Consider the following 19,999-nt stretch of genomic DNA (forward strand, 5'->3'; position numbering starts at 1 on the left):
TAGGTGGTTTTGATGTTAAATTTTTAAAAAATTATTACAGAATACATGCTTTCATTAAAAAAAGCCAAATAAAATAGTTAATTAATTCATTTTCAGATAAATTTAAAAAAACAATAATTTTAGAACTAAAAAATTGATTAATATTGCGTAATCGATTACATTAATCAAAAAAATAAAATAACATGAAAAAAAATATACTTACTTTATTGTTGTTTATAGGAACAACTGCTTCAATATTTTCACAATCTGTGAATATTACAGAAGCTGAAGGTTGGTTAGAATCTGGATTTATAAAATGGGAACCTATTGCCAACGCAGAAAGTTATAATGTGTATTTTACTGGTGAAGGAAAAACCGATGTTAAAATAGATACACAACTTATTCGTAATTATGGAACCTACTATAGAGCAGATGCCTTAGGATTAAAAGCTGGGACTTATACCTTAAAAGTAGCACCCGTTATTGCTGGAACTGAGCAAACCGCTACAATTTCAAGTGTAATTAACGTACAAGCTTATGATAGAACAGGTTTTGCTTTTTCTAATAGTAGAGTTCCTGGTGCGTATAAAATAGATGGTACTCCAAAAGATAACGCTGTTGTTTTATATATTACACAAAACACGAAAAATACAATTTCTTTAGATGTAAATGGAGCGAATGCAAATCCTTGTATAGGTTTAGAAACTATCTTAGAAGGGTATAAAAAAGGCTCAGACAATAGACCTTTAATTATAAGGTTAATAGGTCAAATAACTGATTTAGCATATATGGATAAAGGTGATATTGTTATAGAAAACAACAATAATATTGCTAGTTATATTACTTTAGAAGGTGTTGGTGATGATGCTGTTGCTGATGGTTGGGGAATTCGTATTAAAAATGCGTCTAATGTAGAAGTTAGAAACATTGCAACTATGAATTGCAATAGCGATGAAGGAGATAATATTGGCCTGCAACAAGGAAATGATTATATCTGGATTCATAACAACGATTTCTTTTATGGTGATGCAGGAGGAGATGCTGATCAAGCAAAAGGCGATGGTGCTTTAGATTGTAAAAAATCAACCTATGTTACATTTTCTTACAACCATTTTTGGGATTCTGGAAAAGCAAATTTATTGGGTTTGAGTGAAGGAACAACAGAAGGTTTATTCATAACATATCATCATAATTGGTTTGATCATTCAGATTCACGTCATCCAAGAGTACGTTTTTATTCTGCACATGTTTATAATAATTATTATGATGGAAACTCTAAATATGGTGTTGGCTCAACAGAAGGTTCCTCTGTATTTGTAGAAGCAAATTATTTTAGAAACTGTAAATTTCCGATGTTAACTTCTATGCAAGGATCTGATGTTTTTAATACAGGAACACAAAAGAATGATTACAATAATTACCCAACTTTTTCAAAAGAAGATGGTGGTACCATCAAAGCTTTTAATAATTTTATTTCTGGAGCAAATAGGTTTATAGCTTATGGTGATGCTAGTTCTGCTGCATTTGATGGTACAAAAGATTTTGATGCCTATGTTGCATCAACAAGAAACGAAACGATTGAGAGTACTATAAAATCTAATTTCGGAGCAAATTCTTACAATAACTTTGATACAAACGCTTCTATAATGTATTCATATAGTCCAGATTCACCAGAAAATGCAAAAGATAATGTGATACAGTATTCTGGAAGAATTCAGGGAGGTGACTTAAAATTTACGTTTAACAATGCTTCTGAAGATACATCATCCTCTGTAAATTCTGCTTTGAAAGCTCTATTAACAAATTACAAAACTAATTTGGTTTCTGTTCAAGGTGATGGAGAAGGTTCTGGAAATGGTGATGATGGAGGAGATTCAGGAAGCACTCCTGGAGATGAAGTACATAATTTTACAACATCTGGAACAACAAGTACTTTTTATACAATTGCAGGAAATTTATCAACTTCTAAAGGTGATGCCCATTATAATAATCTTACGTTAACACAATGTTTAAAAATGGAGTCTAGCACAAGTATTTCATTTGCAACTACTGAAGAAAGTAAAATGATTTTAGTTTTTAACGATGGCTTTAATGGTACTATAAAATTAAATGGAGAGAAAAAAGACATTGTAAATGGAGTGTTAGATCTTATAATACCTGCAGGTAATTATACCCTTACTAAAGATGTTACTACAAATCTTTACTATATGAGTGTAAAATCAACAGCTGCTCTTAATGTTGAAAAGTTAGGGTTATCAGCGTTAGTTTTATATCCAAATCCCGTTAAAGATTATTTAAGACTGTCTTCTCCAAACAAAATAAGTAAAATACAAGTATATAATATGCTTGGTGCAGTGGTTAAAACAATCGAAATAAATACTGAGAAAATAGATTTATCTCATCTTAAAAAAGGAACTTATTTGATCAAATTTTATGGAGAGAATAGTGCTGTAAATAAAATAATTATTAAAGAGTAAAATAAATAATTGTGACGAGACAAAATTATTCTATTAAAAAAGCCTTTGAAAATTTCAAAGGCTTTTTTTATTTTTAGGGGATTAATAGTAGTTTATTTAAAATAGGAAATCAAATTGATTTAAAGTGATACACCTCTTTTCCAAGGAATAAAATCATTTTGATTTAACAGTTTTGCTTTGGTTTGTATGTTTCCACTTGCAACTTCAACCATAAACTCTAACATTTCTTCAGCCATTTCTTCAATTGACTTTTCACCACGAATTACTGCACCTGTTTCAATGTCAATAATATCAGGCATTCTTTCTGCAAGTTCTGTATTAGAAGAAACTTTTATAATGGGCGCAATTGGGTTTCCTGTTGGCGTACCCAAACCTGTGGTAAATAATACCATATTTACACCAGAACCAACTAATGCAGTTGTGCTTTCTACATCATTTCCAGGTGTACATAATAAGTTTAAACCTGGTTCTGTAATGTATTCTCCATAATCTAAAACACTAACAACTGGAGATGTTCCTCCTTTTTTAGCTGCTCCTGCAGATTTCATTGCATCCGTTATTAAGCCATCTTTAATATTTCCTGGTGATGGATTCATGTCAAAACCAGAACCAGCATCAATCACAGATTTTTCATAAGCTTTCATTAAAGTTAAAAATTTTTCTCCATCTTTATCATCTACACATCTGTTTACTAATTCTTGTTCTACACCACATAATTCTGGAAATTCTGCCAAAACAGCTGTACCTTTTAATGCAACTAACAAATCTGAAACTGCTCCTAAAGTTGGGTTTGCAGATATTCCTGAAAAACCATCAGAACCACCACATTCTAAACCTACTTTTAATTTTGATAAAGGAGCTGGTTTACGCTCTATATTATTTGCTTTTTTTATCGCTTCAAACGAGTCTTTTATAATAACTGATAACATATTGTCCACAGTTCCCATTTGTTGCTGCTCAAATATTAGAACAGGTTTTTTCAAATCAGGATTTATAGCTTTTAAAGCATCCTTAAAAATATTTATTTGTAAATTTTGACAACCTAAACTTAATACTGTTGCTCCTGCAACATTAGGGTTATTTACATAACCTGCTAACAATCTTGCTAAACTTTCAGAATCTTGTCTAATACCTCCACAACCTCCTGGATGTGTAATAAACTTAACATCAATATTATTAAAAACTTTGGTTGATGTTTCTGCAACTGTAGTATCTAATCCACCATTATTCACTAAAGAACGTAATAGCATTTGATGTGGACTTTGTTGTTGTTTTAAAAGTTCTTTCTCAAAGATTTCTTTTAAAGTTTCTATGTTTCTATTTTCACAAAAAACCAAGGGAAAAAATAGCCAAACATTTTCTGTACCAACTTGCCCATCTTCACGATGGTAGCCCATAAAAGTTCTCTCTTTCCATTTATCAACATTTGGAGCTGTCCATGAAAATGAAGCTGTTTTACCAAATACTTTTTCACTTTGATGTTTTACGTTTTCCGTAGTTAAAACATCTCCTTTTTTAATAACTCCATTTGCAGACCCCACTAAAACACTGTACATAATAATTCTATCTCCAGAATCAAATTGCTGTAATGCAATTTTATGTTTCGATTTTGTGTCTGATAAAATAGTGATATTCTCTCCTTCGAAATAAACAATTTCTCCAGCTTTTAGATTTACCAAAGCTACAGCTACATTGTCTGATGAGTTTACTTTTATTATTTTATTTTGCATCCTAATAGTTATATATTAGCTAAATTTTTTAATATTTTTTGTTGAAATTTTCAAAACCTTTTTCAACACCATTTGTATCTATTTCTTCTAAAGCAAAAGAAATTGCATTACTTAGGTTTTTAACCTTAGTTAAATCTTCTCCCCAATATTCTTCATTACTTAAAACAGCATTAGTTATTGTAGTGTAATCGTTATGCTTCCAGATTTCTACAAAATTTTCAACTATTTCTTTATTATCATCTATAGGCAAACCTTCTCCATTGTAAGTGCCTTTATAAAATCGAATTAATGCAGCAAAAGCAAAAGTTAAATTTGTCGGTAGTTTATCATAAATTTTAATGTATTCTAAAATGCTAGGTAAAACTCTAACTTTAAATTTAGAAATACAGTTTAAGGCTAAACTTGATATGTTATGTTTGATAAAAGGATTTCTAAAACGGTCTAAAATTTCATGAGCAAATTCTTCAATTTGATCTTTATCAAAATCTAATGTTGGTATAATTTCATCAAAAATAATTTGATTGATTAAACCTCCTGTAAATTCATTATCTACAGATTCTTTAACAGTTTTATTTCCATATAAATAAGAAAAAGCAATTAATGAAGTATGTGCACCATTTAAAATACGAACTTTTCTTGTTCTAAAGGGTTGCATATCGTCCACAATTTTTACATCTAATTTGGTTTTCTCGAATGGTAATTTTGCTTTTAACTCTTCACCACCTTCAATAACCCACAGTAAAAAAGCTTCTGCAGAAACAATTAAATTATCTTTATAATCTAATTGTGCATTGTATTCTTCTATTTCTGCTCTTGGATAACCAGGTACAATCCTATCTACCAATGTGCTATGAAAAGAATTGCTTTCTAAAATCCATGTTTTAAAATCATCGCCTAAATTCCAATCAGAAATATATGTTATAATGATTTCTCTTAATGTTTCTGAATTATGATTGATTAGCTCACAAGGAATTATGGTTAATCCTTTGCTTTTATCGCCTTTAAAATGTGTAAAACGTTCGTGTAAAAGCAATGTTAATTTTGCAGGAAATGAGCTTGGTGGTTGCATTTCTGATGTGTCTGAAGCCACGTAAGCAATACCTGCTTCAGTTGTATTAGAAATTATAAATTCTAAAGATTCTTCTTTTGCTAAGTTTAAATATTCTTTGAAATTTAAATACGGATCTACACATTTAACGATGTTATCAATCAATTCAATTTCTTGAATTTCTTCACCTTTTTTAACACCTTTCATAAACAAGGTATACAAGCCATCTTGATCGTTTAGCATTTTTACCAAACCTTTATCAATTGGCTGAACTACAGCAATACCAGCATTAAAATTTACTGCTTTATTTAATTCTTGGAAAGCATAACCAATGAAGGCTCTTAAAAAATTACCTTCACCAAATTGAATTATTTTTATAGGAGAAACTACTTTTAGATTTGCATTTTCTCTATTTAAAACTTTCTTTTTTTCTATTAATTCTTGCATTTCTTATATATTATAATTCAAATAAATTTGGTAAAAACATTGAGATTTCTGGTATAAAACTAATTAGCATTAGTACAGCTATCATGATTAGTAAAAAAGGCACTAATGACTTTATTACTTTTGTGACTGAAACATTAGCAACACCACTTCCAACAAACAATAAAGTTCCTACAGGAGGTGTACAGATACCTATACATAAGTTTAATACGATTACAATCCCAAAATGAACAGGATCCATCCCTAATGTTGTTACTACTGGTAAAAATATGGGTGTGAATATTAAGACTGCTGGTGTCATATCCATAAAGGTTCCAACAATCAATAAGATGATGTTAATTGCTAAAAAGATGGCAAATTTGTTGTTTAAAGAATCCAATAAAAATGAACTGATCATTTCTGGAATTCCTTCAAAAGAAAACAACCAAGACATTGCCATAGAAGTACATATTAGAAACATAACTACTGAAGTGGTTTTTCCACTAGACAATAATATACTTGGAAAATCTTTTACTTTGATATCGCCATAAACTAAAGATAATACTGCAGCATATAATACAGCAATTACAGAAGCTTCTGTTGCTGTAAAAATTCCTGCTACAATTCCACCCACAACTACTATTAGTAATAATAAACTAAAAAAGGCTTTTCTAAAATAGGTCCAAATTTCTGAAAAAGTTGAACGTTCTCCTTTTGGATAACGTCTATTAATTGCAATAAATGCGATATAGCCCATAATTGCAAAACCTAGTAATATTCCAGGTAAATAACCTGCTATAAATAATGCTGCAACTGAAGCAGTACCTCCACTCGCTAATGCATAAACAATTAAAATATTACTTGGCGGAATTAATAATCCTGTAGTTGATGAGGTTATGTTTACTGAAGCACTTAATGCTCTTGGATATCCTTCTTCTTCCATTCTGTCTGTCATAATAGAACCTATTGCAGAAGCTGCAGCTACTGCTGACCCTGAAATAGCTCCAAAAAGCATTGATGCCAAAACGTTTACATACGCTAATCCTCCAGGAAGACTTGCTACTAAAGATTTTGCAAAATTAATAAGTCGATTTGCAATACCTCCTTGCTTCATAATTTCTCCTGCCAAAACAAAAAATGGAATTGCCAAAAGAGCGAAACTGTCAATACCAGTTGTCATTCGTTGAGCAATCGTTGTTATTCCTGGCAGTTTATCGATATTTAATAAAAGACTTAATGTTGTAGAAATTCCAATACTATATGCAACTGGCACTTTTATTAGTAAAAGCGCAAAGAAACTTACAAATAAAACGATAATACTTATTATCTCGATGCTCATAATTAAATATTGTTTTTATTAGAATAAATATTTGCCATGTGGTAAACAGAAAAGCACATGATTAAAAAACCACTAAATGGCAATACAGCATATACATAACCTAAAGGAATACGTAAAGTTCCAGATAATTGATCTAAGTGTAATGTTGTGTAAACTAAATTTAAACCACCAATAACCATTACTATAAGTGCAAAAAGAAACACAAATACTTCAATTATTATTGAGGCTTTTCTTTTATTCTTTAGTGATAGTTTTTGATACAAAAAATCCATAGATAAATGCTCTCTTTTTGCATTAAGGTATGCTGCACCTAAAACAGTCATCCAGATTAAAGAAAACCTTGCAAATTCTTCGGTCCAAGTGAAAGAAGTACCCATCAGGTATCTAGAAAATACTTGAAATAAAACGTCTAAGACTAATAAAGCAAAAATAGTTATCATAAACCATTCGAGAGTTTTATTAACCTTATCAAAAATAAGTTTAGATGTATTCATTTTAATTATTTTTTATTTCATTTACTAAAGGTGCCATCTCTGGAAATTCTTTTATAAATTCTACAACAACATTTTTTGATTCTTCAGCAAACAAAGATTTTTCTGGAATAATAACCTCTACACCTCTCTCTTTAATTAGTTTCATAGATTCATTAACAGATTCTCTCCAATATTCTTTTTGTGCTTGTGCAGATTCATCTGCTGCTTCTTGCACCCAAACTCTTTCTTCTTTAGATAATTTATTCCAATATTTTGTTCCAATCAATAAAACATCGGGTACAGAAGAATGCTCATCGAGCGTGTAATATTTGCTTATTTCGTAATGATTTGAAGAAACAAAGGATGGAGGATTATTTTCTGCCCCATCTACAACTCCTTGTTGAATTGCAGCATACAATTCTCCATAGGCCATAGGTGTAGCAGCTCCTCCCATAGAATTTACCATATTAATTGCCATTTGATTATTTTGTACTCTTATTTTAAGTCCTTTTAAATCTCCTGGTGTTCTAATAGCTTTGGTACTTGTGTAAAAGCTTCTACTTCCTGCATCATAATAACATAATCCACGTAGCCAGAATTTAGAACCTTTTTCTAAAATTGATTTTCCAATAGGTCCCTCTAAAACACTAAATTGATGTTCTCTATCTTTAAATAAGTAGGGTATTCCTAAAACATTGTATTCTGGCACAAAATTAGACAATATAGATGCACTCACTTTAGTTGCAGCAACACTTCCAATTTGCAATAATTCTAAACTTTCTCTTTCAGAACCTAATTGACCATCAGGAAAAATTTTGACCTTTAATTTTCCGTTTGATTTTGATTCTAATAATCTTTGAAACTCTAAAATACCTTTATGCACTGGGTGTGTTTGGGGTAAAGTGTGCGCTAAATAAAGCACTTTAGTATCTCTTGATTTTTCACAAGAAATAACACTTACACACATAATTATTAATAAAAAAAATTTAAAACGCATATATTAAAAATTTTTATTTGATTTATATTTTAAAATAGTTTTTCGCATTATTGTAGCTTATATCTGCTACCATATTACCAATCCATTCCATTTCTTCTTTTGGTAATTCTCCTCTTTTAATTTCATCACCTAAAAGATTACATAAGATTCTTCTAAAATACTCATGTCTTGGAAAAGACAAGAAGCTTCTAGAATCTGTTAGCATTCCAATAAAACAACTTATTAAACCCATGTTAGACAAAGCGTTTAATTGTTTGGTCATTCCATCTTTTTGATCTAAAAACCACCATCCAGAACCAAACTGAACTTTACCTCTAACACTCCCATCATTAAAGTTACCAATCATAGTAGCCATAACTTCATTATCGGCAGGGTTTAAGTTATAAATGATTGTTTTGGTTAATTTATCCTTACTGTCTAAAGCATTTAAAAATGCTGATAATTTTTGTGCTTGTGGATAATCGCCTATAGAATCCCAACCTGTATCTGGCCCTAAAATACGATGCATACGTGCATTATTGTTTCTTAAAGCTCCTAAATGAAATTGTTGCACCCAACCATATTGATGATAGGTTTCTGCTAAAAATATTAGAAGTGCACTTTGGAATTTTAAAGCTTCATCTTGTGTTAAATTATTGCCTTCTCTTTTCTTTTTAAAGATCGCTTTTACTTCACTTTCTGTAAAGTTTTCAAAATAAATTTGATCTAAACCATGGTCGCAAACGCTACATCCGTTTTTATCAAAAAAGTCAATTCTATTTTTTAAAGCATCACATAAATCATCAAAACTATTTATTGATAAATTTGAGGCTTTCCCTAAAGCATTGATATAGTCGTTATAACCATCATTAGAAATTAAAATAGCTTTATCTGGTCTAAAAGAGGTACCAACTTTAATATCAATATTATTTTTTCTAATCTGTTGATGATATTCTAAAGTATCTGTTGGGTCTTCAGTGGTACAAACATATTCTGCATTTACTTTGCGTAATAAATTTTGTGTGCTATAATCTTTTGTGTTTACTTTTACTGAAACTTGTTCGTAGATTTTTTCTGCAGATTTCTCATTTAATAAATCATACACATCAAAATAACGTGCTAGCTCTAAATGTGTCCAATGATACAAAGGGTTACGCATGGTGTAAGGCACTGTTTTTGCCCATTTCATAAATTTATCTTTATCAGAAGCATCACCCGTAATAAATTTCTCATTGATACCTAAAGTTCGCATTGCACGCCATTTATAATGGTCGCCATTTATCCATACTTGAGTTAAATTATCAAATACTTTATCTTCTGCAATTAATTGTGGAGATAGGTGATTATGATAATCTATTATTGGTTGTTGTTTAGAGTAATTATGGTATAATTCTTCAGCGTACTTATTTTCTAATAAAAAGTTATCGTTTATAAAACTTTTCTTCATTATCTCTTTTTTAAAATTTTAAACTTCGTTTAATGGATTACCTATTTTTGTTAAAAACCCACCATCAAAATACAAAATATATCCGTTTATAAAAATAGCTAGCTTTACTTGATAAAATTATAGCTACAACTGCTAAATCATATGGATTTTTCCATTTACTATATATTCTCTAAGTGTTCTAGAATTTACAGTTTTAGTTAATTCTAACTCTAAAACAGCTACTTCATTTCTAGATTTATCTTTTCTAAAATACAGATGTAATCGATTGCACAAATATAAAATATATAATAAGAAAACCTGATTTTTTTTCTTTTATTTTAAGTTTTTTGTTAAAGTAATTAATATGAGTTTGTTTAATTCAAATAATTATTGTGGAATAAACAGAAAATAATAAAAAATTAAACAAATAAAAAAAAACCAAATATAAAAGGGTAGCTAATTTTTAACAGCTACTTTTAAAGCAGCTAATCATAAAACTCAATATAAGAAATTATCATAATAATAGTACTGAAAGCATGATCGCATCAAATTACAGCACAAAAATTTATAAGATTGGTACTCTTACATACAAACTTTACCTCAAAACATAGTGCAGTGTCTTACAATAATATACAATATTGTCAATTTCTTTTAGTATTTAATCAAATTCAAAGATTTATTTTTCAATTGAAAATTATTCCGATAACTTGTAACGTATAATATAAATACAAATGATTTCAAAAAATAAATTTATTCTTTTAGTTAGTTTTTGCTTAACTTTTAATATTGCTTTTACACAAAAAACTTTAGATAGAATCTCTGTAAAAGGCAATAGTTTTATCAATGAAAAAAATGACACAATTGTTTTTAGAGGATATAACACTAGTGATCCTGATAAACTTGAAAAACAAAATCAGTGGAAAAAATCGTACTTTAAAGAAATAAAAAAATGGGGAGGAAACATTGTTCGTTTTCCTGTGCATCCAAGTGCTTGGACAGAAAGAGGGAAAGAAAATTATTTAAGTCTTTTAGATGATGGAATAAAATGGGCAACAGAATTACAAATGCACGTTATTATTGATTGGCATAGTATAGGTAATTTAAAAACCCAAATGTATCATCATGATAGATATGACACAACTCTAAAACAAACATTTGATTTTTGGCGTACAATAGCTGTAAAATATGGTAAAAATAAAACCGTTGCTTTTTACGAATTGTTTAATGAGCCAACAATGTATAACAACACTTTAGGTACAATTTCTTGGCTAGAATGGAAAGAAATGAATGAAGAAATGATTACAATTATTAGAGCAAATGGTGGAGAAGGAATACCTTTAGTTGCTGGTTTTAATTGGGCTTATGATTTAACGCCAGTAAAAGAAAACCCAATAAATGCAACAGGAATTGGATATGTAAGTCATCCTTATCCACAAAAAAGAGAACAACCTTGGGAAGATAAATGGACAGAAGATTGGGGATTTGTAAAACAAAAATATCCTGTAATTCTTACAGAAATAGGGTTTTCTCATACAGAGGATGAAGGTTCTCACCAACCTGTTATTAATGATGATGACACTTATGGAGATGCAATAACTAATTATTGTGATGAAAAGGAAATTTCTTATGTAATTTGGGTTTTTGATGCACAATGGGCGCCAAAATTATTTGAAGATTTTGAAACTTACACACCATCTAGACATGGTAAATATTTTAAAAAGAAAATAAATTCTTATAATTACAACAAAAAGTAACCCTGAATACACTAAAATGACCGAAAATATTAATCGAGAAATTACACTCTTAAAACCAGAAGATGTTTTCTTGATAATTGATCGCGTAAAGCAAAAATTTGATTTTCCAATTCATTTTCATCCAGAATACGAGTTAAATTTTATTTTAAACGGAAGAGGAATTAGAAGAGTTGTAGGAAGCTCTATGGAAGAAATTGGCGATGTTGAACTCGTTTTAGTAGGTTCTAATTTAGAGCATGGTTGGGAAACATATAACTGTAAAAGAAATAAAATTTATGAAATTACCATTCAGTTTCATGAAAATTTATTTAGTGAAAAATTACTCTCTTTAAAAAACTTTAAACCTATAAAAGATTTATTTGCAAGATCTAAACAAGGTGTGCTTTTTGATGAAAAAACAGCCATACATTTAATGTCAAAAATAAAAGCACTTTCATCAAAAAATGGTATTGATGATTTTGTAAAACTTTTAAAACTTCTTGAAGAACTAGCCAATTCAAAAAACCAACTTATACTTTCTACTAATATAGAAAGAAACAACCAATTTGAAGGCAGTGAAAAAATTAAAAAAGTGCATGATTTTTTAAACGAAAATTATGCGCGAAAAATCTCTTTACATGAAATTTCTGATTTGGTAAATATGAGTCAAAGCTCTTTTAATCGCTTTATAAAAAAAAGAACAGGAAAAACGTTTATCGAGTTTACAAATGATACAAGAATTAGTTACGCAACAAAATTTTTAGTAGAAACAGATTTATCAATTGGAGAAATAGGCTATAAATGTGGTTTTAATAGCATTGCAAATTTTAATCGATTTTTTAAAAAATCTAAAAATATTACACCAAGTAAATTTAAATCAGAATTTAAATCAATACAACGATTCAAATAAGTTTTATTTTTAAATGTATAAATAATACCAAATTTTGATAATTTACTGTAAAAATTCAGCAAATATTTATCTTAATTTTATCCTGTTAAAATATATAACAAATGTCTAAATCTTTTTTACCAATCGTTTTTCTCTTGCTGTTATTTTCTTGCAAAGAAAAAAGTCAAAAAATGTACAATTCAACAAACAAGTTAATAAAATATTCAGGAAGGTTTGAGAAAATTTCTGATACCAAAACTGCATTAATTAGTTCTGCATCATCTGCAGAATTTACTGTAAAAGGAGATTCTGTAACTATATATGTACAATCAGAAAACACCGTTCGCAACTATTTTGTGATTGCAATAAATGATGAATATCAAAAAAGATATAAATTAGAAGGAGATAGTATTCAAAAAATCACATTAAAAACACCTAAAAAAGAAAGCAATAAAATAGGAATTTATAAAGCAACAGAAGCTTCTAGTGGAAACATAATTTTTCATGGATTTGATGCATTTGATTTAATTTCAACGGATGAAAAACCTTTTTTAATTGAGTTTATTGGCGATTCTATAACCTGTGGTGCTTTGGCAGATAATAGTGATATTGATTGTAATGAAGGTGAATATATAGATCAACACAATGCTTATTTGGCTTATGGCCCAAGATTGGCAAGAACATTAAATGCAGATTTTATTTTAAGTTCAGTTTCAGGAATGGGAATGTATAGAAACTGGAATGATGAAAATATTGAGGAACCAATTATGCCTCAAGTTTACGAAAACTTGTATTTAAATACAGATAGTTCAAAAAAATACGCTTTTAAAACTCAACCAGATATGGTAAGTATTTGTTTAGGAACAAATGACATGTCTGATGGAGATGGAGTTAAAAATCGCTTGCCTTTTAATGAAGAAAAATACACTGAAAACTACATTAATTTTGTTGAAACGATTTACAGTCATTACCCAAACACCCAAGTTGTTTTATTAAATAGCCCAATGGTTTCTGGTGATAAAAACACGACTTTAATATCTTGTTTAAAAAATGTAAAAGACCATTTTAAAGACAAAGAAATTAAGATTTTCGAGTTCGATGAGCTTCTTGTAAATGGTTGTAATTATCATCCAAGTATTCAAGATCATAAAGAAATTGCAACACAATTGTTACCTTTTTTTAAACAGGTATTAAATCAATAATCAATGAAGAAACAGATTTTATATTTTTTATTTTTTTTATCCCAAATTTCTTTGGCAAATGTAATTTTACCAAGTGTTTTTTCAGATCATATGGTTTTACAGCAAAATGATGAGGTTAAATTTTGGGGTTGGGCAAATCCAAATGAAGAAGTTACAATTCAGCCTTCTTGGACCAATGAAATTTATAAAACAAAAACTAACAATCAAGCAAAATGGGAGCTAATTATAAAAACTCCTAGTTATGGAGGACCATATACAGTATCAATAAAAGGTTATAATGAAATCGTTTTAAAAGATATTTTAATTGGTGAAGTTTGGTTGTGTTCAGGACAATCTAATATGGAAATGTCTGCTTCTTGGATAATTAAAAACATGGATGAAGTTGAAAAAGCAAATCAGCCTAATATTCGTTTTTTTAATGTTCCAAAAATATCGGCAACATCTCTACAACAAAATATGCCTGCAAACTGGCAAGTTTCTTCGCCAGAAACCATGAAAAATTCAAGTGCAATAGCGTACTTTTTTGCAAAACGAATCCAGGAAGAATATAAAGATATTCCTGTTGGATTAATAATTTCTGCTTGGGGAGGAACTCCAGCAGAAATTTGGATGCCAGAAGAAGCTATAAAAAATAATTCTTTAGTAAATGAAGCCGCTAAAAAGTTAAAACCTGTTGAGTGGGGACCAACTGAACCTGCACGTGCTTTTAATGCAATGATAAATCCACTAGTTGGTTATAATATTGCTGGCGCTCTTTGGTATCAAGGAGAAAGTAATGTTGGTGCAAAAAACTACGATAAAACATTTTCTACATTAATAAACTCATGGAGAAAATTATGGAAAAAAGAATTCCCTTTTTACTTTGTTCAAATTGCACCTTATAAATATGGTGATGATCATTTTGGTGGAGCAGAGGTTAGAAACGCACAAAGAGTTGTCTCTAAAGCTGTTGATAAAACAGGAATGGTAATTATAGATGATGTTTCAACTATTGATGATATTCATCCAAAAGATAAAAAAACAGTTGGAGTTAGATTGGCAAATATAGCATTGAAAAATCACTATCAAAAAATTAGTGGATTAGTAGAAAGTCCAGAAATAGATAAGATAGATTTTGAAGGAAAAAAAGCAATTCTTTATTTTAAAAATGCAGAGGGTTTGTGCATAAAAGATAAAAAATCATTATTTGAAATATCTGATGATAATAAAGTTTTTTATACTGCTAAAGCGAAATTAAAAGATGAAAAAATTCTCCTTTCATCAAAAAAAGTTAAAAACCCAAAATATGTTCGATTTGCTTGGAAAAATACTTCCCAGTCAAACGTATTTAATAATGCGAATCTTCCTCTATCAACTTTTACTACAGAAAACTAAACCAATTAACCACCTAATTACTATATGATTAAATTTCCAAATGATTTTATATGGGGAACTGCAACTTCAGCTTATCAAATTGAAGGAGCTCATGATGCAAATGGAAAAGGACCTTCTATTTGGGATAGCTTTTGCACTATTCCTAACCGAATAAAAAATAACGAAAACGGAAATATTGCCATAGATCATTATCATAAATATAAAGAAGATGTTGCCTTGTTAAAATCGCAAGGTTTTAAAGCCTATCGTTTTTCAATTTCTTGGGCCAGAATTATGCCAGAAGGAAAAGGAAAAGTAAATGAAGAGGGCATTCAATTTTATTCAAATCTTATAGATGAATTATTAAAGAACGATATTGTGCCTTGGGTAACTTTATATCATTGGGATTTGCCTTTGGCTCTTGAAATGGAAAATGATGGTTGGTTAAAACCAGATATTGTTGATGTTTTTGAAGAATATGCAAAACTTTGTTTTGAAAGATTTGGTGATCGTGTTAAAAATTGGATTACTATAAACGAACCTTGGGTTGTTGCAATTTTAGGGTATGGACAAGGTGTTTTTGCTCCAGGAAGAGTTTCTAATACAGAACCATATTTGGCAGCACATCATTTAATTTTAGCCCATGCAAAAGCTGTAAAACTTTATAAAACAAGCTTTAAACATCAAAAAGGTTTCATTGGAATTACAAATAATTGCGATTGGAGAGAACCATTTACAGACAAACCTGCAGATATTGAAGCTGCAGAACGTGCTTTACTATTTTTCTTAGGATGGTTTGCAGATCCAATATATTTTGGAGATTATCCACAAGTAATGAAAGATAGACTTGGAGATAGATTGCCGAAATTTACAGACGAAGAAAAAGAATTGATTAAAAATTCTTCAGATTTCTTTGGCTTAAATCATTACACAACCATGTATGCAGCAGAAGATGATCATTCAGGAAAAAAAAGTAGTGTTTATGGAAATGGAGGTATTTCTGAAGATCAAGATGTAATTTTATCACAAGATAAAAACTGGCCATTAACTGCATTTAATTGGGCTGTTGTGCCTTGGGGATGTTATAATTTATTAGAATGGATTAGCAAACGTTATCATAACCCTGATATCTATATTACAGAAAATGGTTTTGCTTGTAATGACAAATTAGAAAATGGAGAAGTTAATGATCTAGAAAGATTAGATTATTACAGACAATATTTAGAAGCCTGTAACAAAGCAATTAAAGATGGAATCAATTTAAAAGGCTATTTTGCATGGAGTCTTTTTGATAATTTTGAATGGGCTTCTGGTTTTTCTGTTCGTTTTGGAATTAACTACATAGATTATAAAACACTAAAAAGAATTCCAAAAGCATCTGCTTTATGGTTTAAAAAAATCATTACAAATAAAGGTTGGTAATTTTTACAATCAAACTTTTTAAATAAATATACAAATGAAAAAACTATTAATATTGAGCGTAATTATTTTAGTTTCAATGAAATGTAAAACTATAAAAGGTCAAGAAAAAAAAATAAATACAAAACAAGAAATTGAGCGTAAAGTAGATTCACTTTTACAATTAATGACTATTGAAGAAAAAGTGGGTCAAATGAATCAATATAATGGTTTTTGGGATGTAACTGGTCCTATTCCAGAAGGTGGAAGTGCAGAAAAAAAATACGAACATTTACGCAAAGGCTGGGTAGGTTCTATGTTGTCTGTTAGAGGCGTTAAAGAAGTAAGAGCAGTTCAAAAAATTGTTGTAGAAGAATCGCGTTTAGGAATTCCGTTAATTATTGGCTTTGATGTAATTCATGGTTATAAAACACTAAGTCCAATTCCATTAGCAGAAGCTGCAAGTTGGGATTTAGCAGCTATAAAAAAATCGGCAGAAGTTGCAGCAGCAGAAGCTTCTGCAGTTGGAATTAATTGGACATTTGGACCAAATGTAGACATTGTAAGAGACGCACGTTGGGGAAGAGTTATGGAAGGTGCAGGAGAAGATCCTTTTTTAGGAAGTAGAATTGCAGAAGCACGTGTTCATGGTTTTCAAGGTAATGATTTATCAGCAACAAATACAATTGCAGCATGTGCAAAACATTTTGCGGCTTATGGTTTTGCAGAAGCAGGTAAAGAATATAACACAGTAGATATTGGAACATCAACGTTACACAATATTGTGTTACCACCATTTAAAGCAGCTGTAAATGCCAATCTTAGAACTGTAATGAATTCTTTTAATGAAATAAATGGAGTTCCTGTTACAGGAAGCTCATTTTTACAAAGAGATATTTTAAAAGGAAAATGGAATTTTGATGGTTTTGTGATTTCAGATTGGGCTTCTATAAACGAAATGATTAATTGGGGACATGCAAAAGACAAACGTGAAGCAGCAAAAATTGCATCTATAGCAGGTTCTGATATGGATATGGAAGGGAATGTTTATATAGAAGAATTAGCACAATTAGTAAAAGACGATGTTGTTAAAGAAGCTATTCTAGATGATGCTGTTCGTAGAATTTTACGTGTTAAGTTCGAACTTGGTTTATTCGAAAACCCATATAAATATTGTGATGAAGCTCGTGAAAAAGAAATGATTGGAAATCCAAAACATCATGAAGCAGTATTAGATATGGCAAAAAAATCGATTGTTTTATTAAAAAATGAAAACAATTTATTACCACTTAAAAAAGAAGGTCAAAAAATTGCTTTAATTGGTGCTTTGGCTAATGATAAAACGAGTCCTCTAGGAAGTTGGAGAATTGCATCTGATGATGAAACAGCAGTTTCAGTTTTAGAAGGAATGCAAGCTTATAAAGGCAATGAATTAACCTTTGCAAAAGGAGCAGAATTTTTTATAGGTAAGCAATCATTTCTTAATGAAGTGGTAGTAAACACAACAGATAAAAGTGATTTTGACGAAGCTATCAAAATTGCAAAACAATCTGATGTTGTAGTAATGGTTTTAGGAGAACATGGTTTTCAAACAGGGGAAGGAAGAAGTAGAACAAACCTTCAATTACCAGGTGTTCAACAAGAATTATTAGAAGCAGTTTATAAGGTAAATAAAAACATTGTTTTAGTGTTAAATAATGGTAGACCATTGGCAATAACTTGGGCAGATAAACACATACCTGCAATTGTTGAAGCTTGGCAATTAGGAACTCAAACAGGAAATGCAGTGGCACAAGTTTTATATGGAGATTATAATCCTAGTGGAAAATTACCAATGTCTTTTCCTAGAAATGTAGGTCAAGTTCCTATTTATTACAATTATAAAAATACAGGAAGACCTATTGATAAAGATGGTAATGTATTTTGGTCTCATTATATGGATGTTGAAAAAACACCTTTATATCCTTTTGGGTATGGTTTAAGTTATTCAACTTTTGAATATTCTGATTTAAAATTAAACGGAACATCTTTTGAAATTGGAAATGACATTAACGTTTCTGTAAACGTTAAAAACACAAGTTCTGTTGATGGAAAAGAAGTTGTACAACTTTATATAAGAGATTTATTTGGAAGTATAACAAGACCTGTAAGAGAATTAAAAGGATTTGAATTAACAGCATTAAAAGCTGGGGAAACAAAGACAATTAATTTTACTTTAAATAAAGAAACTTTAGGTTTTTATAATAATGATGGAAAATACATTGTTGAACCTGGAGATTTTAAAGTTTTTGTTGGTGGAAGTTCTATTACAGTGCATGAAACGAGTTTTGAGCTAAAATAATTTTTATTTTCATATTGTTATAATCTAAAGTATATTATCATTTTCATATATTATTCTGCAAAAAAACAATCGGTTGCATTATTTTTATTATATTTAGTAACTATTAACTTATTAAAAATAAAAATCTTATGAAAACAAAATTACTTTATCTATTTATCTTTATGTTAAGTGTTTTAAGCCTTAATGCACAAACAGGTACTATTACTAATTTTAGTATGGGCAATAATCCTATTGAATTAGGAGGAACATTAAACATTTCTTTTGATTATACCTCAACTGTTGCAGGGACTATTGAAATTGCTTTGTATAAATCACAAAACAGTGGTTCAGAAATTGATTGGAATACAAGTGTAAATTGGCACACAATATCTGTTGATATTGCAGCAACAGCAACTACCGTTAATGAAACTATAACTCTAACTGGAATAGCTGATACAAGTGCAGATATTGCACCTGAAGTTTATGCTGTAATGTTGCAATTGAAAGATGGAAGTACAAGTTTAGCTCAATTAAATAGTTATGGTATTCAAGCTAATAATACTGTTACAATTAATGCAGCTAGTACAGTTTTAAATACTGTTACATTTCTTAGCACACCTTCTGCTACAGTAGAAGCAGGAGAAAGTATTGAGGTTTCTGTTAATTATACTTTACTTGCTGAAGGTATTTTAAAATTTGCCGTTAGAAAATATGATAATGAATGGGACTGGATTGGCGATGATAATGGAGGTGAAATAATTGCTGAATATTTAAACCCAGCACCAGCAACAGATTCAGATGGAACAGATGTTACTAGAACTTTATTAATACCTGAAGCTACAACTGCTAGTGCAGATTTAACAAATCAATTATACAGAGTTTATGTATCTCTACATGATCCTTCATGGGCATCATTTACGGATAAGCAGAACTTATTAATTATTACGGCTCCAACAGTTGCTGGTTTAGAAGACATTAATGCAGATGGAATAGTTATGTACCCAAATCCAGTATCTGATAATTTATTTATTAAAAATAGTAAATTAGAAGCTACATCTATTAAGATTTGCGATATTATGGGTAGAACAGTTAAATCGATTTCTAATACTAAAGACATAAAATCTATTGATGTTTCTAGTTTCTCGAAAGGAATTTATATTTTAACTACGGATAATAAAAAGCAATTTAAATTTATAAAAAAGTAACCTTTTTTATATTCCAAAACAACCCTTT

Annotated in this window: 14 protein-coding genes; 8 read left to right on the forward strand and 6 right to left on the reverse strand. The window is 29.8% G+C overall.

Going from position 1 to position 19,999, the window contains the following annotated elements:
• The first annotated feature begins 182 nt into the window (after positions 1–182).
• Positions 183–2,456 carry a pectate lyase family protein gene (locus LPB03_RS10130; RefSeq protein WP_065319501.1) on the forward strand — a complete coding sequence of 758 codons (2,274 nt, stop codon included), beginning with the start codon at positions 183–185 and terminating at the stop codon, positions 2,454–2,456.
• A gap of 119 nt (positions 2,457–2,575) precedes the next feature.
• Here LPB03_RS10130 and LPB03_RS10135 read toward each other — a convergent pair whose 3' ends face one another.
• Genes LPB03_RS10135 through uxaC form a run of 6 tightly spaced genes read right to left on the reverse strand, consistent with a single transcriptional unit; the run spans position 2,576 to position 9,892 of the window.
• Positions 2,576–4,186 (reverse strand): UxaA family hydrolase, encoded by a 1,611-nt coding sequence (locus LPB03_RS10135; protein ID WP_065319502.1) that lies wholly within the window; start codon positions 4,184–4,186, stop codon positions 2,576–2,578.
• A gap of 28 nt (positions 4,187–4,214) precedes the next feature.
• Complete coding sequence (locus tag LPB03_RS10140) at positions 4,215–5,681, reverse strand: tagaturonate reductase (protein WP_065319503.1); 1,467 nt, start codon at positions 5,679–5,681, stop codon at positions 4,215–4,217.
• A gap of 10 nt (positions 5,682–5,691) precedes the next feature.
• A complete protein-coding gene (locus LPB03_RS10145) occupies positions 5,692–6,996 on the reverse strand; it encodes a TRAP transporter large permease (RefSeq protein ID WP_170324214.1) in 1,305 nt (434 codons plus the stop codon).
• Positions 6,997–6,998: 2 nt separating this feature from the next.
• Entirely contained in the window at positions 6,999–7,436 is a 438-nt protein-coding gene (locus LPB03_RS10150; protein WP_231953087.1) for a TRAP transporter small permease, read from the reverse strand.
• Positions 7,437–7,491: 55 nt separating this feature from the next.
• Complete coding sequence (locus LPB03_RS10155) at positions 7,492–8,466, reverse strand: TRAP transporter substrate-binding protein (protein WP_065319505.1); 975 nt, start codon at positions 8,464–8,466, stop codon at positions 7,492–7,494.
• Between the two features lie 22 nt (positions 8,467–8,488).
• Entirely contained in the window at positions 8,489–9,892 is a 1,404-nt protein-coding gene (uxaC, locus tag LPB03_RS10160; RefSeq protein WP_065319506.1) for a glucuronate isomerase, read from the reverse strand.
• 710 nt (positions 9,893–10,602) lie between these two features.
• Between uxaC and LPB03_RS10165 the strand changes: the two genes are divergently transcribed.
• The 7 genes from LPB03_RS10165 (at position 10,603) to LPB03_RS10195 (ending at position 19,971) form a co-directional block, all read left to right on the forward strand.
• A complete protein-coding gene (locus tag LPB03_RS10165; protein ID WP_065319507.1) occupies positions 10,603–11,625 on the forward strand; it encodes a glycoside hydrolase family 5 protein in 1,023 nt (340 codons plus the stop codon).
• 16 nt (positions 11,626–11,641) lie between these two features.
• Complete coding sequence (locus LPB03_RS10170) at positions 11,642–12,514, forward strand: AraC family transcriptional regulator (RefSeq protein ID WP_065319508.1); 873 nt, start codon at positions 11,642–11,644, stop codon at positions 12,512–12,514.
• Positions 12,515–12,684: 170 nt separating this feature from the next.
• The gene (locus tag LPB03_RS10175) at positions 12,685–13,695 is read left to right on the forward strand and encodes an SGNH/GDSL hydrolase family protein (protein WP_139058966.1); all 1,011 of its coding nucleotides are present in this window, start codon (positions 12,685–12,687) and stop codon (positions 13,693–13,695) included.
• 3 nt (positions 13,696–13,698) lie between these two features.
• On the forward strand, positions 13,699–15,069 hold the full coding sequence (locus LPB03_RS10180; protein ID WP_065319510.1) for a sialate O-acetylesterase: 1,371 nt from the start codon (positions 13,699–13,701) through the stop codon (positions 15,067–15,069).
• 24 nt (positions 15,070–15,093) lie between these two features.
• A complete protein-coding gene (locus tag LPB03_RS10185) occupies positions 15,094–16,470 on the forward strand; it encodes a GH1 family beta-glucosidase (RefSeq protein ID WP_065319511.1) in 1,377 nt (458 codons plus the stop codon).
• A gap of 34 nt (positions 16,471–16,504) precedes the next feature.
• A complete protein-coding gene (gene bglX, locus LPB03_RS10190) occupies positions 16,505–18,787 on the forward strand; it encodes a beta-glucosidase BglX (protein ID WP_065319512.1) in 2,283 nt (760 codons plus the stop codon).
• Positions 18,788–18,915: 128 nt separating this feature from the next.
• The gene (locus LPB03_RS10195) at positions 18,916–19,971 is read left to right on the forward strand and encodes a T9SS type A sorting domain-containing protein (RefSeq protein ID WP_083187205.1); all 1,056 of its coding nucleotides are present in this window, start codon (positions 18,916–18,918) and stop codon (positions 19,969–19,971) included.
• The last annotated feature ends 28 nt before the right edge of the window (positions 19,972–19,999 follow it).

Origin of the sequence: Polaribacter vadi (genome assembly GCF_001761365.1) — a bacterium.
GTDB classification, from domain to species: Bacteria; Bacteroidota; Bacteroidia; order Flavobacteriales; family Flavobacteriaceae; genus Polaribacter; species Polaribacter vadi.